This window comes from Pseudomonas hydrolytica (genome assembly GCF_021495345.1).
GTDB lineage: Bacteria > Pseudomonadota > Gammaproteobacteria > Pseudomonadales > Pseudomonadaceae > Aquipseudomonas > Aquipseudomonas hydrolytica.
This window is the reverse complement of sequence record NZ_CP099397.1, coordinates 3510353-3535421: the sequence shown is the minus strand read 5'-3', so window position 1 is coordinate 3535421 and position 25069 is coordinate 3510353. Positions and strand designations below refer to the sequence as shown.

The 25069-nt window shown below is 63.6% G+C and carries 26 protein-coding genes; 19 read left to right on the top strand and 7 right to left on the bottom strand.

Annotated features, from left to right (window positions below; all coding sequences use genetic code 11):
* Positions 1-82 precede the first annotated feature (82 nt).
* Complete coding sequence (locus L1F06_RS16490) at positions 83-601, top strand: DUF6586 family protein (RefSeq protein WP_129481454.1); 519 nt, start codon at positions 83-85, stop codon at positions 599-601.
* A gap of 80 nt (positions 602-681) precedes the next feature.
* A complete protein-coding gene (locus L1F06_RS16485) occupies positions 682-918 on the top strand; it encodes a hypothetical protein (RefSeq protein WP_012018126.1) in 237 nt (78 codons plus the stop codon).
* Positions 919-983: 65 nt separating this feature from the next.
* Here L1F06_RS16485 and sulA read toward each other — a convergent pair whose 3' ends face one another.
* On the bottom strand, positions 984-1454 hold the full coding sequence (sulA, locus tag L1F06_RS16480; RefSeq protein WP_129481453.1) for an SOS-induced cell division inhibitor SulA: 471 nt from the start codon (positions 1452-1454) through the stop codon (positions 984-986).
* A 9-nt stretch (positions 1455-1463) separates the two neighbouring features.
* Positions 1464-2078 carry a transcriptional repressor LexA gene (gene lexA / locus L1F06_RS16475; RefSeq protein ID WP_003245255.1) on the bottom strand — a complete coding sequence of 205 codons (615 nt, stop codon included), beginning with the start codon at positions 2076-2078 and terminating at the stop codon, positions 1464-1466.
* 228 nt (positions 2079-2306) lie between these two features.
* Between lexA and L1F06_RS16470 the strand changes: the two genes are divergently transcribed.
* Genes L1F06_RS16470 through L1F06_RS16455 form a run of 4 tightly spaced genes read left to right on the top strand, consistent with a single transcriptional unit; the run spans position 2307 to position 5355 of the window.
* On the top strand, positions 2307-3014 hold the full coding sequence (locus L1F06_RS16470) for a TetR/AcrR family transcriptional regulator (protein WP_129481452.1): 708 nt from the start codon (positions 2307-2309) through the stop codon (positions 3012-3014).
* Between the two features lie 47 nt (positions 3015-3061).
* Complete coding sequence (locus L1F06_RS16465) at positions 3062-3586, top strand: L,D-transpeptidase (RefSeq protein ID WP_012018128.1); 525 nt, start codon at positions 3062-3064, stop codon at positions 3584-3586.
* A 22-nt stretch (positions 3587-3608) separates the two neighbouring features.
* Entirely contained in the window at positions 3609-4607 is a 999-nt protein-coding gene (gene nagZ / locus L1F06_RS16460) for a beta-N-acetylhexosaminidase (protein WP_129481816.1), read from the top strand.
* A gap of 10 nt (positions 4608-4617) precedes the next feature.
* On the top strand, positions 4618-5355 hold the full coding sequence (locus tag L1F06_RS16455; protein WP_129481451.1) for an S-methyl-5'-thioinosine phosphorylase: 738 nt from the start codon (positions 4618-4620) through the stop codon (positions 5353-5355).
* A gap of 52 nt (positions 5356-5407) precedes the next feature.
* Here L1F06_RS16455 and L1F06_RS16450 read toward each other — a convergent pair whose 3' ends face one another.
* On the bottom strand, positions 5408-5929 hold the full coding sequence (locus L1F06_RS16450) for a peptidoglycan binding protein CsiV (protein WP_129481450.1): 522 nt from the start codon (positions 5927-5929) through the stop codon (positions 5408-5410).
* Positions 5930-5940: 11 nt separating this feature from the next.
* Positions 5941-9378 (bottom strand): transcription-repair coupling factor, encoded by a 3438-nt coding sequence (mfd, locus tag L1F06_RS16445; protein WP_129481449.1) that lies wholly within the window; start codon positions 9376-9378, stop codon positions 5941-5943.
* Between the two features lie 131 nt (positions 9379-9509).
* On the opposite strand from mfd, the gene L1F06_RS16440 reads away from it, so the two are divergent.
* The 10 genes from L1F06_RS16440 to sthA all read left to right on the top strand — a co-directional run bounded on the left by L1F06_RS16440 (position 9510) and on the right by sthA (position 19889).
* Positions 9510-10976 carry a glyceraldehyde-3-phosphate dehydrogenase gene (locus L1F06_RS16440; protein ID WP_012018133.1) on the top strand — a complete coding sequence of 489 codons (1467 nt, stop codon included), beginning with the start codon at positions 9510-9512 and terminating at the stop codon, positions 10974-10976.
* A gap of 317 nt (positions 10977-11293) precedes the next feature.
* Positions 11294-12631 carry a Na(+)-translocating NADH-quinone reductase subunit A gene (locus L1F06_RS16435; protein ID WP_003245241.1) on the top strand — a complete coding sequence of 446 codons (1338 nt, stop codon included), beginning with the start codon at positions 11294-11296 and terminating at the stop codon, positions 12629-12631.
* A 3-nt stretch (positions 12632-12634) separates the two neighbouring features.
* Positions 12635-13846 (top strand): NADH:ubiquinone reductase (Na(+)-transporting) subunit B, encoded by a 1212-nt coding sequence (locus tag L1F06_RS16430; protein WP_003245239.1) that lies wholly within the window; start codon positions 12635-12637, stop codon positions 13844-13846.
* Positions 13839-14627 carry a Na(+)-translocating NADH-quinone reductase subunit C gene (locus tag L1F06_RS16425; protein WP_003245237.1) on the top strand — a complete coding sequence of 263 codons (789 nt, stop codon included), beginning with the start codon at positions 13839-13841 and terminating at the stop codon, positions 14625-14627. Before L1F06_RS16430 ends, L1F06_RS16425 begins: the two co-directional genes overlap by 8 nt.
* Entirely contained in the window at positions 14624-15298 is a 675-nt protein-coding gene (locus L1F06_RS16420; protein WP_177491021.1) for an NADH:ubiquinone reductase (Na(+)-transporting) subunit D, read from the top strand. The genes L1F06_RS16425 and L1F06_RS16420 overlap by 4 nt, the downstream gene beginning before the upstream one ends.
* Positions 15298-15906 carry an NADH:ubiquinone reductase (Na(+)-transporting) subunit E gene (gene nqrE, locus L1F06_RS16415; RefSeq protein WP_003245232.1) on the top strand — a complete coding sequence of 203 codons (609 nt, stop codon included), beginning with the start codon at positions 15298-15300 and terminating at the stop codon, positions 15904-15906. Before L1F06_RS16420 ends, nqrE begins: the two co-directional genes overlap by 1 nt.
* A gap of 15 nt (positions 15907-15921) precedes the next feature.
* On the top strand, positions 15922-17145 hold the full coding sequence (gene nqrF / locus L1F06_RS16410) for an NADH:ubiquinone reductase (Na(+)-transporting) subunit F (RefSeq protein WP_003245231.1): 1224 nt from the start codon (positions 15922-15924) through the stop codon (positions 17143-17145).
* Positions 17146-17250: 105 nt separating this feature from the next.
* Positions 17251-18174: an FAD:protein FMN transferase gene (locus tag L1F06_RS16405; RefSeq protein ID WP_003245229.1), complete on the top strand. Its 924-nt coding sequence runs from the start codon at positions 17251-17253 to the stop codon at positions 18172-18174.
* On the top strand, positions 18171-18401 hold the full coding sequence (nqrM, locus tag L1F06_RS16400; protein ID WP_003245227.1) for a (Na+)-NQR maturation NqrM: 231 nt from the start codon (positions 18171-18173) through the stop codon (positions 18399-18401). Before L1F06_RS16405 ends, nqrM begins: the two co-directional genes overlap by 4 nt.
* A 93-nt stretch (positions 18402-18494) precedes the next feature.
* Positions 18495-19889, top strand: coding sequence for a Si-specific NAD(P)(+) transhydrogenase (sthA, locus tag L1F06_RS16395; RefSeq protein WP_003245225.1), 1395 nt, complete (start codon positions 18495-18497; stop codon positions 19887-19889).
* Between the two features lie 276 nt (positions 19890-20165).
* Here sthA and L1F06_RS16390 read toward each other — a convergent pair whose 3' ends face one another.
* Genes L1F06_RS16390 through L1F06_RS16380 form a run of 3 tightly spaced genes read right to left on the bottom strand, consistent with a single transcriptional unit; the run spans position 20166 to position 21776 of the window.
* Complete coding sequence (locus L1F06_RS16390) at positions 20166-20885, bottom strand: glycerophosphodiester phosphodiesterase (protein ID WP_129481448.1); 720 nt, start codon at positions 20883-20885, stop codon at positions 20166-20168.
* Positions 20882-21190: a hypothetical protein gene (locus L1F06_RS16385; RefSeq protein WP_003245222.1), complete on the bottom strand. Its 309-nt coding sequence runs from the start codon at positions 21188-21190 to the stop codon at positions 20882-20884. Before L1F06_RS16385 ends, L1F06_RS16390 begins: the two co-directional genes overlap by 4 nt.
* Before the next feature lie 19 nt (positions 21191-21209).
* Entirely contained in the window at positions 21210-21776 is a 567-nt protein-coding gene (locus tag L1F06_RS16380; protein WP_129481447.1) for a PilZ domain-containing protein, read from the bottom strand.
* 93 nt (positions 21777-21869) lie between these two features.
* On the opposite strand from L1F06_RS16380, the gene L1F06_RS16375 reads away from it, so the two are divergent.
* The 3 genes from L1F06_RS16375 to L1F06_RS16365 are packed head-to-tail and all read left to right on the top strand — an operon-like array spanning position 21870 to position 25067.
* Positions 21870-23117: a lipoprotein-releasing ABC transporter permease subunit gene (locus L1F06_RS16375; protein WP_003245219.1), complete on the top strand. Its 1248-nt coding sequence runs from the start codon at positions 21870-21872 to the stop codon at positions 23115-23117.
* 4 nt (positions 23118-23121) lie between these two features.
* Positions 23122-23823, top strand: coding sequence for a lipoprotein-releasing ABC transporter ATP-binding protein LolD (lolD, locus tag L1F06_RS16370; protein WP_003245217.1), 702 nt, complete (start codon positions 23122-23124; stop codon positions 23821-23823).
* Positions 23823-25067: a lipoprotein-releasing ABC transporter permease subunit gene (locus L1F06_RS16365; RefSeq protein WP_129481446.1), complete on the top strand. Its 1245-nt coding sequence runs from the start codon at positions 23823-23825 to the stop codon at positions 25065-25067. The genes lolD and L1F06_RS16365 overlap by 1 nt, the downstream gene beginning before the upstream one ends.
* Positions 25068-25069 lie beyond the last annotated feature (2 nt).

Below are 25069 nucleotides of genomic sequence, written 5' to 3'. Positions count from 1 at the left end.
GCCAGGAAAGGCTGACGAGATGCGCGTCTGGCTATAGCCCGACGCGCGTATCATGACCCGATCTGCTGTGGAGGTCGCCGCAATGGCCAAAGAAATCTATACCCGCACCAATCAGAAGATCTTCTTCGCCGGCATTGCCCTGGATAACTGGCGCAAGGCCGAGGCGTCCTCCGCATTCAACGTTCAGGCGCTGGTGCAGGCCGAGCGCGAGGCCGCACTGTTTCACCTGTACGGCGGCCTGCTCGGGTTGTGTCACGAGATCGCCGGCTACTACCGCATGAGCGACGCTGCGCCCTCGCGTGTCGAGGCTTTCGTTCAGCAGGCAGTGCTCGAGGGCGCGCCCAGCCCCGAGCTGGCTGAACTGGTGGAACTGGCGCAGCAGCGCGAAACCTGGCTGGCCGAGTTGCTGGCTGCCTATGCCGAGCTGTTTCAGCCGCCGCGCGAGGAGCGCAAGGCCAAGGTCGACCCATCCATGCCGCTGATCACGGCCGTCAGCGTTGGTGAAGAGCCGGCCGAACTGAGCCTCGATGATGTCGATGCCTGGCGGCAGCAGCTCAAGACCCTGGTGCTGCGTTTCCGCGAAGGTCTCAGCGAGTGCTGATTGCGTTTAACTGGACCAGTGGGCTGGGGATGACTCCGGCTGACTGTTACAATGTCGTGTTTTTGCACAGAGACTGAGCCATGCCTACATCCTTTCTGGAAATCGTCGAACTGCCCGATGGGCGTATTGCCCTGCGCCGCGCAGAGGATGAAGAGGCGCTGGTGACTCTGGACTTCTCTGCCGATGCCAAGGCTTTCCTGCAGGGGCAGCACATCGAGGTGGCCAAGGCCATGCTCAACGTCGGGGTGCAGATGGCCGGTCGAATGGCCGAGGGTGATTTCAGTAGCGAGGAAGAAGGGCCGCGCGTCCTGCACTGAAGTCGCTGCGCTACAACGCAAACGGGGCTCCATTGGAGCCCCGTTTTCATGTGTGAAGATGCATTTCAGCCTAGGCTGATATTCAGGCTTTGTGCGCCGCCGGCACTGGCGGCCTGTGCCAGCCGCTGACGAGTGCTGCGCTCGACCGGATGCAGCCAGCTGATCACGGTATGGCTGCGACCCAGCTTGAGCGCTTCCTCTGCCAGCTGCAGAGCACTTTGCCCTTGTCGCGGGTGCAGTAGCAGGATGCGTTCGCGGTTCAGGCCTGCATCGCGTAGCCAGGCCTGGGTCAGGCTTGCAGGCGGTGCCACCAGGGTCAGCCAGCGCGCATCCTGATTCTGGCTCAGCTCACGCAGAATCGGAGCCAGCAAGTGCAGGCAATGGCCGGCTGCGCCGCGCAGAGCCAGTTCGCTGAATGCCTGATCATCCTCGCTGCGAGAGAAGTCATCGGTAGCCAGTGGCTCGCTCGACGCACGGGCGAGGAAGGCGTCGAAAAGGGGAAGTTGTGGGCGCTCGAACGACTGCTGCACTTGCATGGCGTTTCCTCAGCGGCGAATTACACCGACACTCAAACCTTCGATGACCAGATCCTGCTGCTCCAGATCCACTTCGATCGGGGCGAACTCGGGGTTTTCGGCGATCAGCCAGACTTTGTTGCCCTCGCGCTTGAAGCGCTTGACCGTGACCTCGTCGTCGAGGCGGGCGACCACGATCTGGCCGTTGCGCGCTTCGCGCGTGGTGTGCACGGCCAGCAGGTCGCCGTCGAAGATGCCGATGTCCTTCATGCTCATGCCGCGCACGCGCAGCAGATAGTCGGCTTTGGGGTGAAAGAACGCAGGATTGATCTGGCAGGATTCCTCGACATGCTGCTGGGCGAGAATGGGAGCCCCTGCGGCCACGCGGCCGATGACGGGAAGGCCTTCGTCCTCGTTGGCTGCACCTGGCTCGAAGCCTGGTATGCGAATGCCGCGCGAGGCGCCGGGCGTCATTTCGATGGCCCCTTTGCGCGCCAGAGCCTTGAGGTGCTCCTCCGCCGCGTTGGGTGACTTGAAGCCCAGCTCCTGGGCGATTTCCGCCCGAGTGGGCGGATAGCCGTTGTCTTCCAGGCAGCGTTTGATGAAGGCGAGAATCTCGGCTTGGCGTGGCGTCAGTTTCAGCATGGCTGGGCTCTGTCTTTTTATACAGTGGCTGGGATTATATACAGTAAGCGAGCCTTGGCAACGCCCAATTTGCCGGTGCCTGCCGCCTGGCTTGTAACCTGCTTGCGGCAAAGTACGTCTTCGCTTGTTGTAAGCTGTGACCAGCCGGCCAAAAGACGGCTCGTGCGGCTTGACAATTCGATGGGCTGAAACGTATGTTTCAAACAAGTGTTTGTCAGGTGATAACTCATGGCTCAGTCGGAAACCGTTGAACGCATTCTCGATGCTGCGGAACAGCTGTTCGCGGAAAAAGGCTTCGCCGAAACCTCGTTGCGGCTGATCACCAGCAAGGCCGGCGTCAATCTGGCTGCGGTCAACTATCACTTCGGCTCGAAGAAGGCGCTGATCCAGGCGGTCTTCTCGCGCTTCCTCGGGCCCTTCTGCGCCAGTCTGGAAAAGGAACTCGACCGTCGTCAGGCCAAGGCCGACACGCAGGCCACCCTCGAGGAACTCCTCGAACTGCTGGTCGAGCAGGCGCTGGCGGTCAAGCCGCGTAGCGGCAACGACCTGTCCATCTTCATGCGTCTGCTCGGCCTGGCTTTCAGTCAGAGCCAGGGGCACCTGCGCAAGTATCTGGAAGAGGTGTACGGCAAGGTGTTCCGCCGCTACATGCTCCTCGTGCACGATGCCGCCCCGCGCATTCCGCCGCTGGAACTGTTCTGGCGTGTGCATTTCATGCTCGGCGCCGCGGCGTTCAGCATGTCCGGCATCAAGGCGCTGCGCGCCATGGCCGAGACCGATTTCGGCGTCAACACTTCGATCGAGCAGGTGATGCGCATGATGGTGCCTTTCCTGGCCGCCGGCATGCGCGCCGAAACCGGTGTCAACGATCCCTCGCTGGCGGCCGCGCAGCTCAAACCGCGCAGCAAGTCGCCAAGCGCTCCGGCCAAGGTCTGATCCCTGCGGGTGGGCGTGGCTCGGCCGTTCGGCTAAGCTAGCGGCCCATGTCCGAACTCGATTTGCTGCATATCTCCATTGCCGATCAGGCCCTGTACGGTTTTCGTGCGGGGCGGCTGGTGCTGCGTCTGCCGGTCTCCACCGCACTCAATGGCCCTGGAGAACGCAACGGTTCAGGCTGCACCCCGCGCGGTCTGCATCAGGTGCGCGCCAGGATCGGCGCCGGCCTGCCGCTGGCTGCGGTGCTCAGGGCAAGGCGCTGGACCGGGGAGATCTGGTCACCCCAGCTGCATGAGCAGTTCCCTGGCCGCGACTGGATACTCACCCGCATCCTCTGGCTCAGTGGCCTGGAGCCCGGGCGCAATCGAGGCGCTCAGGTCGACAGTTTTCGCCGCTATATTTACCTGCATGGCACGCCTGATTGCGAACCCATGGGCGTGCCGCTTTCGCATGGCTGCGTGCGCTTGCGCAACGCAGACATGCTGACTCTGTTCGATCGGGTGGCACTGCACTGCCCGGTCAGGATCGACGAGGCGCCCTGTCCGCAGTGGGCAGAGGCGGAACTCCTCTAAGGAATTTTTTGTGACGACACCTATTCAAGGCTCTTTGATGCTGGACATCGCCGGTACCTGGTTGACCGCCGAAGACCGCCAGCTGCTGCGCCAGCCCGAAGTGGGCGGCCTGATCATCTTCGCTCGCAATATCGAATCGCCGCGCCAGGTGCGCGAGCTGTGTCAGAGCATCCGCGCGCTGCGTCCAGACCTGCTGCTGGCGGTGGATCAGGAAGGCGGGCGGGTGCAGCGTCTGCGTCAGGGTTTCCTGCGATTGCCGGCGATGCGCGCCATTGCCGATAACGACAATGCCGAGGAGCTGGCCGAACATTGCGGTTGGCTGATGGCCACCGAGGTAATGGCGGTGGGCCTGGACCTGAGTTTCGCGCCAGTGCTGGATCTCGACCACCAGCGCAGTGCGGTGGTCGGCAGTCGCGCCTTCGAGGGCGATCCGCAGCGCGCCGCCGCGCTGGCGGCGGCCTTCATTCGCGGTATGCATCAGGCGGGCATGGCTGCCACCGGCAAGCATTTTCCCGGTCACGGTTGGGCCGAGGCCGACTCGCACGTGGCCATCCCGCTGGACGGGCGCAGCCTGGATGAGATCCGTGCCTGCGACATGCAGCCGTTCCAGCGTCTGGTCGGTGAGCTGGATGCGGTGATGCCTGCCCATGTCATCTATCCGCAGGTGGATGAGCACCCGGCCGGCTTTTCGCGGCGCTGGCTGCAGGACATCCTGCGCGGCGAACTGGGCTTCGACGGCGTGATCTTCAGCGATGACCTGTCCATGGCCGGTGCCCATGTGGTCGGCGATGCCGGCAAGCGTATCCAGGCCGCACTGACTGCAGGCTGCGATATGGGGCTGGTGTGCAACGACCGCGCTTCGGCCGAGCTGGCGCTCAGTGCCTTGCAGCGTCTGCGCGTGACACCGCCGGTGCGCCTCGAGCGGATGCGTGGCCGCGGTCACGCCACTACCGAATACCGCCAGGCGCCACGCTGGCTTACCGCTGTGGCGGCCCTGAGAGCTGCCCAGTTGCTCGACTGAGGACCTGCCTATGACTGTCTACGCCATTATCGGCGGCACCGGCCTGACCCAGCTGGAAGGGTTGACGATTCACGAAGCGCTGCCGCTGGATACGCCTTACGGGGCGCCCTCCGCCGATATCCTGCGGGGCAGTTACGCCGGGCGCGAGGTGCTGTTTCTCGCCCGCCACGGCCAGCCGCACCGGATTCCGCCGCACCAGGTGAACTACCGCGCCAACCTCTGGGCGCTGAAGCAGGCCGGCGCCAAGGCGATAGTCGCGGTCAACGCGGTCGGTGGTATCCACGCCGCCATGGGTACCGGGCATTTCTGCGTGCCGCACCAGATCATCGACTACACCGCCGGACGTGCGCATACCTTCTATGAGGGTGAGCTGGAGCATGTCACCCATGTCGATTTCAGCCAGCCGTACGACGGGCAGTTGCGCCAGCGACTGGTGGCAGCGCTGCGCGCCGAGAATGCCGCGTTCAGTGATCATGGGGTTTACGGCTGCACCCAGGGGCCGCGGCTGGAAACGGCTGCGGAAATCGCCCGCATGGACCGCGATGGCTGCGATCTGGTGGGTATGACCGGCATGCCGGAGGCTGTGCTAGCGCGCGAGTTGGCGCTGCCTTACGCCTGTCTGGCGCTGGTGGTGAACCCGGCGGCGGGCAAGTCCAGCACGCTGATCACCATGGCCGAGATCGAGCGGGTGCTGGAGCAGGGCATGGGCACGGTCAAGTCGGTGCTGGCACGGGTGCTGGCGGGTTGAGCATTCGACAGTAACGAAAAGGGCCGCTTAGCGGCCCTTTTGCTTTAGCGACTCAGAGGGGGGTGATGCGCACCAGAGCGCCCAGACCGCCGTGGTCCAGATAGGTCAGGCTGTTGTCCTTCAGACGCTGGGTGACCTTCATGTGCTCGCTGCTCTCCAGCAGGCCGTCGGCGCTGAAGCGGTTGATCCACAGTTCCAGATCCAGGTCGGCGAAGCGCTCCTGGATGAAGCTCAGGGTGCCTTCTACCGCGTGGTGGCCGAAGTGCTCTTCACCGCTGCTGACGGCCACGCGACTCGGCGAGTTGCCAATGGTCTGGCTCCACGCCTTGTGCAGCAGCAACTGATAGCCGTTGCCGGGATTGAGCTTGGCGGCCTCCCCATCGAGCGCGGTAGGGCGTTCGTTGCCGGTGATGGGCAATGCCGTGCCTGCCCAGTCGTCCGGTGCCACCTTGGGCGCGACGACCGGCTCGCCTGCCTGGCGGAACACCAGCAGTTCGACCTGATACAGGCGTTCGGCGAAGGCGCTCGGTGTCAGCAGGCAGAGCAGCAGGGCGATCAGGTGCAGTGGGCGCATGTGTGAGTCCTTCAGGTGGTGGGCGCGAGGCGCTCGAACAGGGCTTCCAGGGTGTTGAAGCGTTCTTCCGCGCGCTCCATCGGCACCTGGATCTTGAAGACGGTGGCGCCTTCGAACTTGTAGCGTTTCGGTTGGGCCTGGATCAGCCTGATCAGGGTCAGCGGGTCGACGCAGGTTTCCGCGGCGAACTCGATACGGCCGCCCTGCGGGCCGGCGTCGACCTTGGTGATGCCCAGCTTGTCGGCCTGCAGCTTGAGCAGGGTCAGGCGCATCAGGTGCTTGGTCGGCTCCGGTAGCAGGCCGAAGCGGTCGATCATCTCCACCTGCAGCTCTTTCAGGCCGTCCTCGTCGGTGGCCGAGGCGATGCGCTTGTAGAGGATCAGACGCGCATGCACATCAGGCAGGTAGTCCTCGGGGATCAGCGCCGGCACGCGCAGGTTGATCTCCGGGCCGCCGCCCAGCGGCTGGTCGAGGTTGGGCTGCTCGCCTTTCTGGATGGCCTTCACGGCCCTTTCCAGCATTTCCATGTAGAGGGTGAAGCCGACGGCCTGGATCTGCCCGCTCTGACCATCGCCGAGCAGCTCGCCGGCGCCGCGGATTTCCAGGTCGTGGGTGGCGAGGATAAAGCCGGCGCCGAGGTCCTGCGCGCCGGCGATGGCCTCCAGGCGCTTCTGCGCATCGTCGGTCATGCTCTTGCGTGGTGGCGTGAGCAGGTAGGCGTAGGCCTGGTGGTGGCTGCGACCGACACGGCCGCGCAGCTGGTGCAGCTGGGCCAGGCCGAACTTGTCGGCCCGCTCGATGATGATGGTGTTGGCGCTGGGCACGTCGATGCCGGTTTCGATGATGGTCGAGGCCACCAGCACGTTGAAGCGCTTGTGGTAGAAGTCGCTCATCACCTGTTCCAGCTCGCGCTCGCGCATCTGACCGTGGCCGACGCCGATGCGCGCCTCGGGCACCAGTTCGGCCAGCTCACTGGCACATTTGTCGATGGTCTTCACATCGTTGTGCAGGTAGTACACCTGGCCGCCGCGCAGCAATTCGCGCAGCAGCGCTTCCTTGATGGTCGGCTTGTTCTCCTCCATGACGAAGGTGCGTACCGACAGGCGCCGCGCCGGTGGCGTGGCGATGATCGACAGGTCGCGCATGCCGGCCACGGCCATGTTCAGGGTGCGCGGAATCGGGGTGGCGGTGAGGGTGAGGATGTCGACCTCGCTGCGCAGCGCCTTGAGCTGCTCCTTCTGGCGCACGCCGAAACGGTGCTCCTCGTCGATGATCACCAGGCCGAGATTGTGGAACTTGACGTCGTCCTGCAGCAGCTTGTGGGTGCCGATGACGATGTCCACCTTGCCTTCGGCCAATTGCTGCACAGCGCCTTCGACTTCCTTGGCGCTCTTGAAGCGGCTCATCACCTCGACCTTCACCGGCCAGTCGGCGAAGCGGTCGCGGAAGCTGTTGTAGTGCTGCTGGGCGAGCAGGGTGGTGGGCACCAGCACGGCTACCTGCTTGCCGCTGTGCACGGCGATGAAGGCGGCGCGCATGGCCACCTCGGTCTTGCCGAAGCCGACGTCGCCGCAGACCAGGCGATCCATCGGCTTGCCGGCCAGCATGTCGGCGCGCACGGCGTCGATGGCGGCCTGCTGATCCGGGGTTTCCTCGAAGGGGAAGCCGGCGCTGAAGGTGGCGTAGTCCAGGGCCGGGTCCTGAAAGGCGAAACCCTCGCGGGCGGCGCGGCGGGCGTAGATGTCGAGCAGTTCGGCGGCTACGTCGCGCACCTGTTCGGCGGCCTTGCGCTTGGCTTTCTGCCAGGTTTCCGAACCCAGGCGGTGCAGCGGCGCCAGGGCATCGTCGCTGCCGCTGTAGCGGGCGATCAGGTGCAGGCTGGCCACCGGTACGTAGAGCTTGGCCTCGTCGGCGTACTGCAGGGCAAGGAATTCGGCGGCCTGGCCGTCGAACTCCATGGTCACCAGGCCCAGGTAGCGACCGACGCCGTGATCGATGTGCACCACCGGCGCGCCTTCGCGCAGTTCGGTGAGGTTCTTGATCACGTTGTCGCCAGTGTCGCGACCCTTCTCGCGGCGACGACGCTGCATGACGCGCTGGCCGAACAGCGGGCTTTCGGCGATCAGCGCCAGATCATCGAGCAGCAGGCCCTCGTCCAGCGGCGCGATGCAGATGTTCAGGCGTTCGCCGCTTTCGACGAACGCCGGCCAGCCATCGACTTCCTTGGGCTTGAGCTTGAGACGGGCAAGCAGCTCCAGCAGCACCTCGCGGCGCCCGGCCGACTCGGCGCAGAACAGCACGCGGCCTTGATATTCCTCGATGAAGCGGCGCAGCGCCGCCAGCGGCTCGCCGGCCTTGGCCTGGATCGCCAGGTCGGGCAGGGCGCGTGCCTCGAAGCGGGTCTGGCCGACGCCGGGTTCGATGTCGTCCTGATTGACCACCACGCGCGGCCAGTTCTTCAGGCGGGCGAAGCAGTCTTCCACCGGCAGGAAGATATCGGCCGGCGGCAGCAGTGGGCGCTCGGGGTCGACGCGGCGGTCCTCGTAGCGGTTGCGTGCGTCGGTCCAGAAGTGCTCGGCGGCCTTCTCGATGCCGGGCAGGGAGAACACCTGGGTGTCGCCCGGCAGGTAGTCGAACAGGGTGCCGGTTTCCTCGAAGAACAGCGGCAGGTAGTACTCGATACCGGCCGGGGTGATGCCGCTGGACAGGTCCTGATAGATCGGACAGCGGCGGAAATCCACGTCGAAACGCTCGCGAAAGCGCCCGCGGAAATCGCTGACGGCCTTCTTCTCCAGCGGGAATTCGCGCGCCGGCAGCAGGCGGATCGACTCCACCTTGTCCACCGAGCGCTGGTTTTCCGGGTCGAAGGTGCGCAGGGTTTCGATTTCGTCGTCGAACAGGTCGATGCGGTAGGGCACCTCGCTGCCCATGGGGAACAGGTCGATCAGCGCGCCGCGCACGGCGAACTCGCCGTGCTCGTACACGGTGTCGACGCAGCGGTAGCCGGCGGCCTCCAGGCGCGTACGCATCTGCTCGACGTCGAGCTTCTGGCCCACGTCCAGCACCAGACTGCTGCCGAGCAGAAAGCGCTTGGGCGCCAGGCGGTGTAGGGCGGTGGCGATCGGCACTACGAGGATGCCGCGGCTCAGCTGCGGCAGTCGGTAGAGCGTGGCGATACGCTGGGAAATGATGTCCTGGTGCGGCGAAAAGACGTCATAGGGCAGCGTTTCCCAGTCCGGAAAGTGCAGCACGGGCAGGTCCGGCGCGAAGAATGCCAGCTCTTCCTGCAGGCGCTCGGCGCTCTGGCTGCCTTCGGTGAGCACCAGAGTGAAGCGTCCGGCATTGCTGGCCGCTTCGGCGATGGCTAGGGACATGGCGGCACCAGGCAGATTGCCCCATTGCTGTTTGCCGGCGCTGGCCGGTAGAGACGGAAGACGCAGTACGGACACGGGCGGCTCACGGTCGTGACAAAAGGCCGGGAATTGTAGCGGGGCTTGGTGGTCAATGTCAGTCGCGACAGGCGCGCATTGCTCATGCCCGCGCGCGCCGTCATAATGTAGCCCCTTTTTTCAGCCCCTACATGTGGAAGGTACTGCCCGTGACTCAGAAGCCCGACCAGTGTCTCGGTGAATGGATCGATCGTGAAGCCCTCGCGGAAGCGATGATTCCGCTGATTGGTCAGCTCTATCGCAACAACAATGTGGTGACCTCGATCTACGGCCGTGGCCTGATCAACCGTTCGGTCATCGACATCCTCAAGGCTCACCGTTTCGCTCGCCATCGCCTGGCCGATGAGGCCGAACTGTCGGTCCACGACACCTTCCCCATGCTCAAGGCGATGAGCGAGCTCAAGCTGGGCGCCGCTTCCGTCGACCTGGGCAAGCTGGTTGCCAAGTTCAAGGCCGAAGGCGCTGGCCGTGCCGTCGAGCAGTTCGTCAAGGACGAGCTGGCCGAGGTGGTTGGCAAGCAGAACGGCGCTGCTCGCGAAGGCACCGACGTGGTGCTCTACGGTTTCGGTCGTATCGGCCGTCTGCTGGCGCGCATCCTGATCGAGAAGACCGGTGGCGGCGACGGCCTGCGTCTGCGTGCCATCGTCGTGCGCAAGGGTGCCAGCAACGATCTGGTCAAGCGTGCCAGCCTGCTGCGTCGTGACTCGGTGCACGGCAAGTTCAACGGCACCATCACCATCGATGAAGAGAACAACACCCTGACGGCCAACGGCAACCTGATCCAGGTGATCTACGCCAAGGATCCGAAGGAAGTCGACTACACCCAGTACGGCATCAAGAACGCGCTGCTGGTGGACAACACCGGCGTATGGCGTGATGCCGAGGGTCTGGGTCAGCACCTGGCCTGCCCGGGCGTCGATCGCGTGGTGCTCACTGCGCCTGGCAAGGGCGCGCTGAAGAACATCGTGCACGGCATCAACCACAGCGAAATCACCGCTGAGGACAAGATCATCTCCGCGGCTTCCTGCACCACCAATGCCATCGTGCCGGTGCTCAAGGCGGTCAACGACAAGTACGGCATCGTCAACGGTCATGTCGAGACCGTTCACTCCTACACCAACGACCAGAACCTGATCGACAACTTCCACAAGGGCAGTCGTCGTGGTCGCAGTGCCGCGCTGAACATGGTCATCACCGAAACCGGCGCGGCTACCGCTGCGGCCAAGGCGCTGCCGGTGCTCAAGGGCAAGCTGACCGGCAACGCCATTCGTGTGCCGACGCCGAACGTGTCCATGGCCATTCTCAACCTGAACCTGGAGAAGGCCACCACTCGCGAAGAGATCAACGAGTACCTGCGCCAGATGGCCATGCACTCGGATCTGCAGAAGCAGATCGATTTCGTCAGCTCGCAGGAAGTGGTGTCCACCGACTTCGTCGGTTCGCGTCACGCCGGTGTGGTCGATGCCGAAGCCACCATCGCCAACGACAATCGCGTCGTTCTCTATGTCTGGTACGACAACGAGTTCGGCTACAGCTGCCAGGTGGTGCGTGTGATGGAAGACATGGCCGGGGTGAACCCGCCTGCCTTCCCGCGCTAAGTAGCGCAAACGAAAAACGGGAGCTTCGGCTCCCGTTTTTCGTTGTGCCGGGAAGTTTTCGGGGTGCGGGGCGAGGGGAGGGGATTGTTGATGCCGATCAAGACGCAATCTGTTGCGCCCTGTTACCGAAAAGCCAAAAAAAGCAAGCGCTTGGGTGGTCAGCCCTGGGGGGCATCTTTATAATCAAGCGGATTTTTTACCCAGGTTTGGCGCCTTGATCCACGCCCATACTGCATCGGCGTGGTTGGGTCTATTAGACCTTCGGTTGCCCTTCCTGTCCTATAAAAAGCTTTCTAAATCAGTGGTTAGGCAAACCTATGATCAAACTAAAGCATGGGCTCGATTTGCCCATAACGGGTGCGCCGGCACAGCGTATCGAGGCCGCCAGGCCCGTGCGCAGTGTCGCCGTCATCGGCTTCGACTATCACGGGATGAAGCCGACGATGGAAGTGCAGGTCGGTGACCGGGTCAAGCTCGGTCAATTGCTGTTCACCGACAAGAAGACACCCGGCGTGCGCTACACCGCCCCCGCTGCTGGCGTGATCAGCGCCATTCATCGTGGTGAGAAGCGCGTCCTGCAATCCGTGGTCATCGACATCGAAGGCGACGAGCAGGAAACCTTCAGCCAGTACGCTGCCGACCAGCTCGACTCGCTGAGCGATGCTCAGGTTCGCGAGAACCTGCAGCAGTCCGGCCTTTGGACCGCGCTGCGCACCCGTCCGTTCAGCAAGGTGCCGGCGCTCGACGCCGTACCGAGTTCGATCTTCGTCACTGCCATCGATACTCACCCGCTCGCCGCCGATCCGGCGGTGATCATCGGTGAACATGCCGCTGACTTCGAAAATGGTTTGAAGGTGTTGGGCAACCTGGCCAAGGTCTTCCTGTGCAAGGCCGAAGGTGTCAGCCTGCCGGGCGAGAATGTCGCCAAGGTGCACAGCGAAGCCTTTGCCGGCCCGCACCCGGCAGGTCTGCCGGGCACCCATATTCACTTCCTCGATCCGGTCAGCGTCAGCAAGAGCGTATGGCAGATCGGCTATCAGGACGTGATCGCCGTGGGCAAGCTGTTCACCACGGGCCAGCTGTTCGTCGAACGCGTGGTTGCGCTGGGTGGTCCGGTCGTGGAGCAGCCGCGTCTGCTGCGTACCCGTCTGGGCGCCAGCCTGGAAGAACTCACCGCCGGTGAGCTCAAGCCTGGCTTCAACCGCGTGGTTTCCGGTTCGGTGTTCGGCGGTCGTACCGCTCAGGGCGCCTTCGCCTTCCTCGGTCGCTACCACAACCAGGTGTCCTGCCTGAGCGAGGGTAACGAGCGCGAGATGATGCATTACCTGCGTGCCGGCGTTAACAAGCACTCGGTACTGAACATCTTCGTCTCCAAGCTGGCCGGCTCCAAGCTGTTCAACTTCACCACCACCACCAACGGCAGCCCGCGCGCCATGGTGCCGGTGGGCAACTACGAAGCAGTGATGCCACTGGACATCCTGCCGACTCAACTCTTGCGCTACCTGATCGTCGGTGACACCGAGATGGCCCAGAAGCTGGGTTGCCTGGAACTCGACGAAGAAGACCTGGCGCTGTGCACCTACGTGTGTGCCGGCAAATATGAATACGGCCCGATCCTGCGGGACAACCTCACCCGCATCGAGAAGGAGGGTTAATCCGTGGGCATTCGTGCATTCCTCGACAAGATCGAGCACAACTTCGAAAAGGGCGGCAAGTACGAGAAGTGGTACGCCCTCTACGAAGCCATCGACACCTTCTTCTATCGTCCTGGCAGCGTGACCAAGACCACCGCTCACGTGCGTGATGGCATCGACCTCAAGCGCATGATGATCACCGTGTGGCTGTGCACCTTCCCGGCCATGTTCTTCGGCATGTGGAACACCGGCTACCAGGCCAACCTGATCTTCGCCCAGAGCCCCGAGCTGCTGGCGAGCCAGGAAGGCTGGCGTTTCGCGCTGATCGGCTCGCTGGCCGGTTTCGACCCGAACAGCCTGTGGGACAACTTCATCCAGGGGGCTGCCTACTTCCTGCCTGTCTACGCGGTGACCTTCATCGTCGGCGGCTTCTGGGAAGTGCTGTTCGCCTCGATCCGCAAGCATGAGGTCAACGAAGGCTTCTTCGTCACCTCCGTGCTGTTCGCCCTGATCCTGCCGCCGAGCATTCCGCTGTGGCAGGTGGCGCTGGGTATCAGCTTCGGCGTGGTGATCGGCAAGGAAGTGTTCGGTGGTACCGGCAAGAACTTCCTCAACCCGGCACTGACCGGCCGTGCCTTCCTGTTCTTCGCCTACCCGGCGCAGATGTCGGGTGATGCGGTCTGGACGGCGGTGGACGGCTTCGCTGGCGCCACTTCGCTGAGCCTGGCGGCTTCCGGCGGCATCGAGAACGTGATCAACAACGGCATCACCTGGATGGACGCCTTCATCGGCACCATTCACGGCTCGCTCGGCGAAACCAGCACCCTGGCCATCGCCATCGGCGGCCTGGTGCTCTTGATCACCAAGATCGCTTCCTGGCGCATCGTCGCCGGCGTGATGCTGGGCATGATCGGCCTGTCGCTGCTGCTCAATCTGATCGGCTCCAACACCAATCCGATGTTCGCCATGCCCTGGTACTGGCATCTGGTGGTGGGCGGCTTCGCCTTCGGCATGTTCTTCATGGCCACCGACCCGGTATCGGCGTCCATGACCAACACCGGCAAGTGGATTTTCGGCGCCCTGATCGGCGTGATGGTGGTGCTGATCCGTGTGGTCAACCCGGCCTTCCCCGAGGGCATGATGCTGGCGATCCTGTTCGCCAACCTGTTTGCACCGCTGATCGACCACTTCGTCGTTCAGGCCAATATCAAGCGGAGGCTGGCACGCAATGTCTAGTCAAAAAGAATCCACCGTCCGTACGCTGACGGTGGCCCTGCTGGTGTGTCTGGTGTGCTCGGTGTTCGTCGCCGGCGCTGCCATCGCACTGAAGCCGACCCAGGTGGAGAACCGCCTGCTGGACAAGCAGCGCAGCATTCTGGCCATCGCTGGCCTGGGTGAGGCGGGCATGTCGGGCAACCGGGTCAAGGAACTGTTCAACAGCACCATCACCGCCAAGCTGGTGGATCTGGAGAGCGGCAAGTTCTCCGATGCGCATGATCCGATCACCTTCGATCCGCTCAAGGCGTCGAAGGATCCGAAGACCTCCAGCGCGCTCAAGGGCAGCGAGGACATCGCCGGGATCAAGCGCCAGGAGCGCTACACCACCGTTTATATGGTGGAGAAGGATGGCGAGGTCGAAACGCTGATCCTGCCGGTGCGCGGTTACGGCCTGTGGTCGACCCTGCACGGCTTCATCGCGGTCAAGGGCGACCTCAACACCGTGGTCGGCATGGGCTTCTATCAGCACGGCGAGACCCCGGGTCTCGGCGGCGAAGTGGATAACCCGAAGTGGAAAGGCCAATGGCCGGGCAAGACCCTGTTCGACGATAACGGCAAGCTGGCCGTACAGATCGTCAAGGGCGGTGTCGATCCGCAGAGCCCGCAAGCCACTCACCAGGTCGATGGCCTGGCTGGTGCCACTCTGACCAGCGTCGGTGTGGACAACCTGCTGAAGTTCTGGCTCGGCCAGAACGGCTTCGGTCCGTTTATCGCTAACCTGCGTGCAGGGGAGGCCTGATCATGTCGCAACCGACTATCAAAGAAGTCCTGCTCAACCCGGTCTTCAACAACAACCCCATCGGCCTGCAGATCCTCGGGATCTGCTCGGCCCTGGCGGTAACCTCGAACCTGCAGACCGCGCTGGTGATGTCCGCCGCGCTGACCCTGGTGTGCGGTTTCTCCAACCTGTTCATCTCCATGATCCGCAGCCAGATCCCCGGCTCGATCCGCATGATCGTGCAGATGGTGATCATCGCGTCCCTGGTGATCGTGGTGGACCAGGTGCTCAAGGCCTATGCCTTCAGTCTGTCCAAGCAGCTGTCGGTGTTCGTCGGTCTGATCATCACCAACTGCATCGTGATGGGCCGTGCCGAGGCGTTCGCCATGCAGAACCCGCCGGTGCTGTCGTTCTTCGACGGTATCGGTAACGGTCTGGGCTATAGCGCCATGCTGGTGGCTCTGGGCGTGATCCGCGAGCTGTTCGGCGCGGGCAAGCTGATGGGCTACGAGATTTTCTCGGTGGTCAACGACGGTGGCTGGTACCAGCCCAACGGCATGCTGCTGCTGCCGCCTTCGGCCTTCTTCCTGATCGGTCTGTTCATCTGGGGCATCCGTAGCTGGAAGAAAGACCAGATCGAGAAGAACGCCTACAAGATGGCGCCTCAGGTATCCAGCAAGGAGGCCTATTAATGGAACATTACATCAGCCTGTTCGTCCGTGCGGTGTTCGTCGAGAACATGGCGCTGGCGTTCTTCCTCGGCATGTGTACCTTCATCGCCATCTCCAAGAAGGTGGAAACCGCCATCGGCCTCGGTATCGCCGTGGTCGTGGTGCTGGGTATCACCATGCCGGTGAACAACCTGATCTACGCCAACATCCTCAAGGATGGCGCGCTGGCCTGGGCCGGCCTGCCTGAAGTGGACCTGTCGTTCCTCGGCCTGCTGACCTTCATCGGCGTGATCGCGGCACTGGTGCAGATCCTCGAGATGACCCTGGATAAGTACGTGCCTGCGCTGTACAACGCCCTCGGCGTGTTCCTGCCGCTGATCACCGTGAACTGCGCCATCATGGGTGGCTCGCTGTTCATGGTCGAGCGTGATTACAACCTGGCCGAAAGCACCGTTTACGGTATCGGCGCGGGTGTGTCCTGGGCACTGGCCATCGCCGCGCTGGCGGGTATTCGCGAGAAGCTCAAGTACAGCGACGTACCGGCTGGCCTGCAGGGTCTGGGCATCACCTTCATCACCATCGGTCTGATGTCGCTGGGCTTCATGTCCTTCTCCGGCGTGCAGCTGTAAGGAAAGGATGAACAGATGAATTACGAAATCTTCCTCGCCATCGGCATGTTCACCGCCATCGTTCTGGCGCTGGTGCTGATCATCCTCGCGGCGCGCGCCAAGCTGGTGTCCAGCGGTGACGTGAGCATCGAGATCAACGGCGAAAAAACCATCGTGGTACCGGCTGGCGGCAAGCTGCTGCAGACCCTGGCCGACAACAACATCTTCCTGTCCTCCGCCTGCGGCGGCGGCGGTACCTGCGCCCAGTGCAAGTGCATCGTCGAAAGCGGCGGCGGCGAGATGCTGTCCACCGAAGAGTCGCACTTCACCAAGCGCGAGGCCCGCGAAGGCTGGCGCCTGTCCTGCCAGACCCCGGTCAAGCAGGACATGAAGATCGAAGTCCCGGAAGAGGTCTTCGGCGTCAAGAAGTGGGAGTGCACCGTCCAGTCCAACCCCAACGTCGCCACCTTCATCAAGGAGCTGACGCTGAAGCTGCCGGAAGGCGAGAACGTCGACTTCCGCGCCGGTGGTTACGTACAGCTGGAGTGCCCGCCGCACACCGTGTACTACAAGGACTTCGACATCCAGGAGGAGTATCGCGGCGACTGGGACAAGTTCAACCAGTGGAAGTACGTGTCCAAGGTCGACGAGACCGTGATTCGTGCCTATTCCATGGCCAACTACCCGGAAGAGCGCGGTCTGGTGAAGTTCAACATCCGTATCGCCTCGCCGCCCCCCGGCAAGGACGATCTGCCGCCGGGCAAGATGTCGTCCTACGTGTTCAGCCTGAAGCCGGGCGACAAGATCACCGTGTACGGACCCTTCGGTGAGTTCTTCGCCAAGGACACCGACGCCGAGATGGTCTTCATCGGTGGTGGTGCCGGCATGGCGCCGATGCGTTCGCACATCTTCGATCAGCTCAAGCGTCTGAAGTCCAAGCGCAAGATCAGCTTCTGGTACGGCGCGCGCTCCATGCGCGAGTCGTTCTACAACGAAGAGTACGATCAGCTGGCCGCGGAAAACCCGAACTTCGAATGGCACCTGGCGCTGTCCGATCCGCAGCCGGAAGACAACTGGACCGGTCTCAAGGGCTTCATCCACAACGTGCTGTACGAGAACTACCTGAAGGACCACCCGGCTCCGGAAGATTGCGAGTTCTACATGTGCGGCCCACCCATGATGAACGCCGCCGTGATCAAGATGCTCACCGACCTGGGCGTCGAGCCGGAGAACATCCTCCTCGACGACTTCGGCGGCTAACGCATGAGGTCTGCTGTACTCCAGCCCGTTATCGCTGTCGCCCTGGCGGCAGCCCTAACGGGCTGCTTGCATTCTGAGCGGATCGAAGAGTTCGGCGGCCCGACCATGGGCAGCACCTATTCGATCAAATACGTCCGCAGTGAAGGCGTCGCGCCGCAAGCCGAACTCAAGGCCGCGACCGAGGCGATCCTCGCCGAGATCGATCTGCAGATGTCCACCTATCGCGACGACTCGCTGATCGAGCAGTTCAACCGTGCGCCAGCGGGTACCTGCCAGGCCATGCCCAGGGGCGTGCTGGATCTCGTGCGTGCCGGCAATCGCCTGCACGAAGAGAGCCAGGGTCACTTCGACCTGACACTGGAGCCGTTGCTCGACCTCTGGGGCTTCGGGCCCAAGGGGCAGGGCGAGGCGGTGCCGGATGCCGAGCGCCTGGCTGAAGTGCGTCAGCGGGTCGGTCAGCAGCATCTGCGTATCGAGGGCGAGCAGCTGTGCAAGGATGTCGACGTTCAGGTCGACTTCAACAGCATCGCCGCCGGCTATGCCGTCGACCTGATCGTGGCGCGTCTGGGTGAGCTGGGTGTCACCAGTTATCTGGTGGAGGCCACGGGCGAGCTCAAGGCGGCTGGCTTCAAGCCCGACGGCAGCCACTGGCGCATCGGCCTGGAAGCGCCGCGCGACGATCAGCGAGTCGCCCAGCGCATCCTGCAACTCGATGGCTACGGCATCTCCACCTCGGGGGATTACCGCAACTATTTCGAGGAAAACGGCCAGCGCTATTCGCATACGCTCGACCCGCTGAGCGGCACGCCGGTCAACCACAAGCTGGCGGCGGTGACCGTGGCCGATCCATCGACCTTACGTGCCGATGGCTTGTCTACCCTATTGATGGTGCTCGGGCCGGAAGCCGGCATGGCCTTCGCCGAGCGCAATGGTATCGCGGCGTTTTTCGTGACGCGTGAGGGCGAGGGTTTCGTCACACAGGGCACGACCGCATTCGAGCAGCTATTCGCTGCAGGAGATGAGCAATGACGTTCCTGGTAGTTTTTCTGGCCATGGTACTGGTCGTCGGCATGATGGCCGTCGGCGTGATCATGGGCCGCAAGCCGATCGCAGGTTCCTGTGGCGGCATCGCCAACCTGGGTATCGAGAAGGAATGCTCGATCTGCGGCGGTAGCCGCGAGAAGTGCGAAGAGGTCAATCGCGACAAGGCCGATGCGCCGCGCACCGACCTGGCCTACGACGCAAGCAAGCGCTGAAGCACGTATGACTGATTGCCGGCCCCGCCCGCGCGGTGCCGGCCCCGCCGAGGGTGCGGCACAAGTGCCCCGGCCTGATGCGAAGGAGTAAACATGGCGGTCTACAACTACGATGTGGTGGTGTTGGGCTCCGGCCCGGCGGGCGAGGGCGCGGCGATGAACGCGGCCAAGGCCGGGCGCAAGGTGGCGGTGGTGGACAACCGGCCGCTGGTCGGCGGCAACTGCACCCACCTGGGTACCATTCCGTCCAAGGCGCTGCGCCACTCGGTGCGGCAGATCATGCAGTTCAACACCAATCCGATGTTCCGCCAGATTGGCGAGCCGCGCTGGTTCTCCTTCCCCGATGTGCTGAAAAGCGCCGAGAAGGTGATCGCCAAGCAGGTCACCTCGCGCACCGGCTACTACGCGCGCAACCGTATCGACACCTACTTCGGTACCGCCAGCTTCGCTGACGAGCAGACCGTGGAAGTGGTCTGCCTCAACGGCGTGGTGGAGAAGCTGGTGGCCAAGCAGGTCGTCGTCGCCACCGGCTCGCGTCCCTATCGTCCGGCCGATGTCGATTTCCGCCACCCGCGTATCTACGACAGCGACACCATTCTCAGCCTGGGCCACACGCCGCGCCGCCTGATCATCTACGGCGCCGGGGTGATCGGCTGCGAATACGCCTCGATCTTCAGTGGTCTGGGCGTGCTGGTAGACCTGATCGACAACCGCGACCAGCTGCTCAGCTTCCTCGACTCGGAAATCTCCGACGCGCTCTCCTATCACCTGCGCAACAACAACGTGCTGATTCGCCACAACGAAGAGTACGAGCGCATCGAGGGGGTGGAGAACGGGGTGATCCTGCACCTGAAGTCGGGCAAGAAGATCAAGGCCGACGCGCTGCTGTGGTGCAACGGCCGTACCGGCAATACCGATCAGCTGGGCCTGGAGAACATCGGCATTTCGGTCAACAGCCGTGGCCAGATCCAGGTGGACGAGCACTACCGTACCGAGGTGAGCAACATCTACGCCGCCGGTGACGTGATCGGCTGGCCGAGCCTGGCCAGCGCCGCATCCGACCAGGGCCGTTCGGCCGCCGGCAGCATCGTCGACAACGGCAGCTGGCGTTTCGTCGACGATGTGCCGACCGGTATCTACACCATTCCGGAGATCAGCTCGATCGGCAAGACCGAGCGTGAACTGACTCAGGCCAAGGTGCCTTACGAAGTGGGCAAGGCCTTCTTCAAGGGCATGGCCCGTGCGCAGATCTCGGTCGAACCGGTGGGCATGCTGAAGATTCTCTTCCACCGTGAAACCCTGGAAGTGCTGGGGGTGCACTGCTTCGGCTATCAAGCCTCGGAGATCGTGCATATCGGCCAGGCGATCATGAATCAGAAGGGCGAAGCCAACAGCATCAAGTACTTCATCAACACCACCTTCAACTACCCGACCATGGCCGAGGCCTATCGGGTTGCCGCGTTCGACGGTCTCAACCGGCTTTTTTGAGCGGCTCCGGCCGGCGGCCTGAGCCGGTCGGGGAGACAGGCTGGGTAGTGGCTTCCGAGTGGCGCTGGCCGAATCGGGAGAGCTTCTAGCGTCTCAGGCGGCAGCAAAGGACAAAACCGGCCATTGGCCGGTTTTGTCGTTGTTGGGTGCTGTGTTCGTAGCCCGGATGCAATCCGGGGATATCCTCGCTCCAGCTCCCGGATACGCGGCGGGCTGCTCTGGCTTGCTCCCCTCTCCCGCTTGCGGGAGAGGGGCTGGGGGAGAGGGTGTTAAGGCTCAGCCGCGTAGCGTCTGCACCGCTATGCCGGGGAAGTCGGTGATGATGCTGTCGACACCGAAGTCGGCCAGGCGACGCATTAGCGCCGGCTCGTTGACCGTCCACACCGACACGTGCAGCCCCTGTTTCTGCGCCTTGAGCAGGCGCTCCGGGGTGCACAGCGTCCAGTTCAGGGCGAGCAGGTGGCAGTCGTAATGGGCGGCCACCTTCAGCGGGTCGAGCCAGGCGTATTCGGCCACCAGGCCCAGCTGCAGTTGCGGGGTCAGCTCGCGCGCGGCCTTGAGTACTTCGCGCGAACTGGAGGTGATGGTGACCTGCTCACGCAGGCTGAAGCGTTCGGCCAGTTCGGCGATGGCCAGCACGGTACGCGCGGCGCGCACCTTGGAGGCGCTCTTGACCTCCAGCTGCCAGTGCTCGAAGCGGCATTGCTCGAACAGCTCCTCCAGGCGCGGGATGGGGCAGGGGCGCACCCAGCCGGGGCCGCCCTTGCGCGCATCGTACTTCACCAGTTCGGCGGCCTCGTGCTCGACCACCTTGCCGCGCAGGCCGGTGGTGCGCTTGAGCGTCGGGTCGTGGATCACCATCAGTTCGCCGTCGCGCGACAGATGCAGATCCAGCTCGCAGCGATTGACGCCGTGTTCCAGGCAGCGCTGGAAGCTGGCCAGGGTGTTTTCCGGGGCTTCGCCCTTGGCGCCGCGATGGCCGTAGATGAGGGTCACTGTTGCTCCTTGACGGGGTCGAGGTGGCGTGGCCGGTGATGGCGCACGCTGTTGATCACGTGATCGTATTCGAAATAGACGCTGAACTCGCGGTAGTCCCAGCGCGTGATCGGTGGCTGACCGACTGGCTTGTGCTCCTCGTCGGCCAGGCCGAAGCGCTCGAGTACCGAACGCTTGGACTCGCCCTTGTGCGGCAGGTTGCGGCTATCGAGATCGGCCCCCTGGCTGCCCAGGGGAATGGTCAGGGTGTCGGCGAGCACTGAGGCAGGGGCGAGCAGGGCGAGTAGCAGGGCGAGACGATACATGGCGATTCCTTGGCAACTGTCATGCGCGGGCCTGGCGACGCTCCAGAGCCTGCTTCTGCAGGATATGCCGAGCCAGCAACTGGCGCTGTGCGTCGGTCAACGCTTCGAACTCGGTGCCGATCTCGAACTGGCCGTCGGCGCGCTGGCTGCAATGCACCACCTGGGCACGCAGCAGCAGGCCGAGGGCCTGCGGCATCAGCACCATCTTGATCGCCAGGTGGCTGCCGGGCGCCACGGCCTGGCCGTGGTTGAAGCTGATGCCGCCCTCGGACAGCGACACCTGGCGCGGCGCGCCGATGTCGCGCAGCAGGCTCTGCGCCACGGCCTGGCCGAGCAGATCGATGCGCTTGTTGATCACCTTCAGGTAGTTGGCCAGCGTACGGTCGCGTTCACTGATATGGCGCAGCAGATGCTGCGACTCGAAGTCCATCAGGTGCAGGTCGCTGAGCAAGTTGAACAGCGGCGAAGGGTCGTGAAGCGCGTCGCTGGCATGGGCTTCGGCGCCCGCTAGCAGGCTGAATTCCAGTGCTATCGTATCGTCGATACGATAGTATTCGCGGCGATCATCTACATCGTGTGTCGACATGGCGAACCCATGGCAGCAGTGTTGGTCAGAGTGTAAGGCTGCCGGCCGGGCCCCGCCACAAGGACGTTCCTCTTTCTCCGAATCCTCCCCGACATGTTCAGACCTCTGTTCGTATTCATCGGCACGCGCTACACGCGGGCCAAGCGCCGAAACCACTTCGTTTCCTTCATTTCCCTGACTTCCATGCTCGGCCTCACCCTGGGGGTGATGGTGATGATTCTGGTGCTGTCGGTCATGAACGGTTTCGACCACGAGATGCGTACCCGCGTGCTGGGGATGATTCCTCACGCCACCGTCGAGTCGCCCACCCCGGTCAGCGACTGGCCCGCCCTGGCGCGTCAGGTCGAGCGCCATCCTCGCGTCGAGGCGCTGGCGCCTTTCACCCAGATGCAGGGGCTGCTGACCCATGAAGGCAAGGTGCAGAAGGTACTGATCAACGCCATCGATCCCGAGCAGGAGCGCAAGGTATCGATCATCGACGGCTTCTTTCAGGAAGGCAGCCTCGACAGCCTGCAGCCTGGCGATTTCGCCATGGTCATCGGCGACAAGGCGGCGGCCAAGCTGGGCCTGAAGCTGGGCGACAAGGTCACCTTCGTCGCCCCGGAAGTCACGGTGACGCCGGCCGGCATGTTCCCGCGCCTGAAGCGCTTTACCGTCACCGGCATCTTCCATGTCGGTGCCGGCGAGATCGACGGCGCCCTGGCCCTGGCCAACATCAGCGATCTGGCCCGGCTGCAGCGCTGGCGGCCGGATCAGGTGCAGGGCCTGCGCCTGAAGTTCGACGACCTGTTCCAGGCGCCGCGCAGCGCCTGGGAAATCGCCCAGACCCTTGATGGCGACTTCTATGCCCGTGACTGGACGCGCAGCCACGGCAACCTCTATCAGGCCATTCGCATGGAGAAGACCATGATCGGTCTGCTGCTGCTGCTGATCGTCGCCGTCGCCGCCTTCAACATCATCTCCACCCTGGTGATGGTGGTCACTGACAAGAAGGGCGACATCGCCATCCTGCGCACGCTCGGCGCCACGCCGCGACAGATCATGGCCATCTTCATGGTGCAGGGCACCGTGATCGGCGTGGTCGGCACCTTCATCGGCGCCGTGCTGGGAATTCTCGCCGCGCTGAACATCAGCGGCCTGATCGCCGGTATCGAGCGCCTTTTGGGCATCAAGTTTCTCAATGCCGATGTGTACTTCATCGATTACCTGCCTTCGCAACTGCAGAGCGCCGACGTGGTGATGGTCTGTACCGCGGCGCTGCTGCTGAGTTTCTTCGCCACCCTGTATCCGGCCTGGCGCGCCGCGCGCACCCAGCCAGCCGAGGCCCTGCGCTATGAGTGAGTCCATGAACCAGAACGCCATGAAACAGCACAATGCCGTGCTCAGTTGCCGCAACCTGAGCAAGCGTTACGACGAGGGCCCCGAGTCGGTGGTGGTGCTCGATGGTCTGGAACTGGAGCTGTTCGCCGGCGAGCGAGTGGCCATCGTCGGCAGCTCCGGTTCCGGCAAGAGCACCCTTTTGAACATGCTAGGCGGCCTGGATACGCCCAGCGAGGGCAGCGTCTGGCTGGCCGGCGAGCAGCTGTCGGCGCTGAGCGAGAGCGCCCGTGGCCTGCTGCGCAACCGTGCGCTGGGCTTCGTCTACCAGTTCCACCACCTGCTGGCCGAATTCACCGCGCTGGAGAACGCCTGCATGCCGCTGCTGATCGGCAAGACGCCGATTGCCGAGGCGCGCGAGCGGGCCACTGCGCTGTTGCAGCGGGTGGGCCTGGGCCATCGCCTCAATCACAAGCCGGCCGAGCTCTCCGGTGGCGAGCGTCAGCGCGTGGCCATCGCCCGCGCCCTGGTCAACCGTCCCGGTCTGGTGCTGCTCGACGAGCCCACCGGTAACCTCGATCAACACACCGCCGAGGGCATCCAGGAACTGATGCGCGAACTCAGTGAGGGCTCCAACACCGCCTTCCTGGTGGTGACCCATGACCTGCAGCTGGCACGGCAGATGGATCGCATGCTCAGTCTGCAGGACGGCAAGCTGGTGGCCATCTGATGTTCCGTCCGCTGAGTGTCTTCATTGGCGCCCGCTATACCCGGGCCAAGCGCCGCAACCATTTCATCTCCTTCATCTCGCTGACTTCGATGATCGGCCTGGCGCTCGGCGTGCTGGCAATGATCGTGGTGCTGTCGGTGATGAACGGCTTCCAGAAGGAAATGAGCTCGCGGATTCTCGGCATGGTGCCGCACGCCATGCTCTACGGTGCCGAGCCGGTCGCCGACTGGCGCGCCCTGGCGGACAAGGCTCTGGCCAATCCGCAGGTGCACGCCGCGGCGCCCTACGCCGAGCTGGAGGGCATGCTCTCGCACCGCGGGCTGATGCAGCCGATCCAGATCCACGGCATCGATCCGGCGGAGGAGGGCAAGGTGTCAATCCTGCCCGAGCACATCCACCAGGGCAGCCTGAACAACCTGCTGCCCGGCGAGTATGGCGTGGTGATCGGCGACATCACCGCACGCCGCTTCGGCCTGCAGGTGGGCGACAAGCTGACGCTGATCATCCCCGAGCTGAGCAATGCGCCTGGCGGCGTCACCCCGCGCATGCAGCGCCTGAACGTGGCGGCGGTATTCAAGGTGGGCGCCGAACTGGACAGCTCGCTGGCGCTGATCAACGTCGTCGACGCCGCCGCCATGCAGCGTCTGCCGGAAGGCACGGTGCCGGGCATTCGCCTGGCGCTCAAAGACTTGTACCAGGCGCCGCAGGTGTCCAAGGCGCTGCTGGCTCAGCTGGGTGCCGATTATCGCGCCGATGACTGGACCCACACCCAGGGCAGCCTGTTCAGCGCGATGAAGATGGAAAAGACCATGATCGGTCTGCTGCTGCTGCTGATCGTCGCCGTGGCGGCGTTCAACATCATCGCCACGCTGATCATGGTAGTGGCCGACAAGGGCGGCGATATCGCCATCCTGCGCACCCTCGGCGCCACGCCGCGGCAGATCATGGCCATCTTCATGGTGCAGGGCACGGTGATCGGCGTGGTCGGTACGCTTATCGGCACCTTGCTGGGCGTGCTCGCCGCGCTCAACGTCAGCGCGCTGGTGGCCTGGCTGGAGTCCTTCGCCGGCCAGCAGGTGCTGAGCTCCGACGTCTACTTCATCAGCAGCCTGCCGTCGGACCTGCAATGGCTCGACGTGGCGCTGATCTGCTCGGCGGCGTTGATCCTGAGTTTCCTCGCCACGCTGTACCCCTCCTGGCGGGCGGCACAGGTGCAGCCCGCCGAGGCGCTGCGTTACGAGTAGAA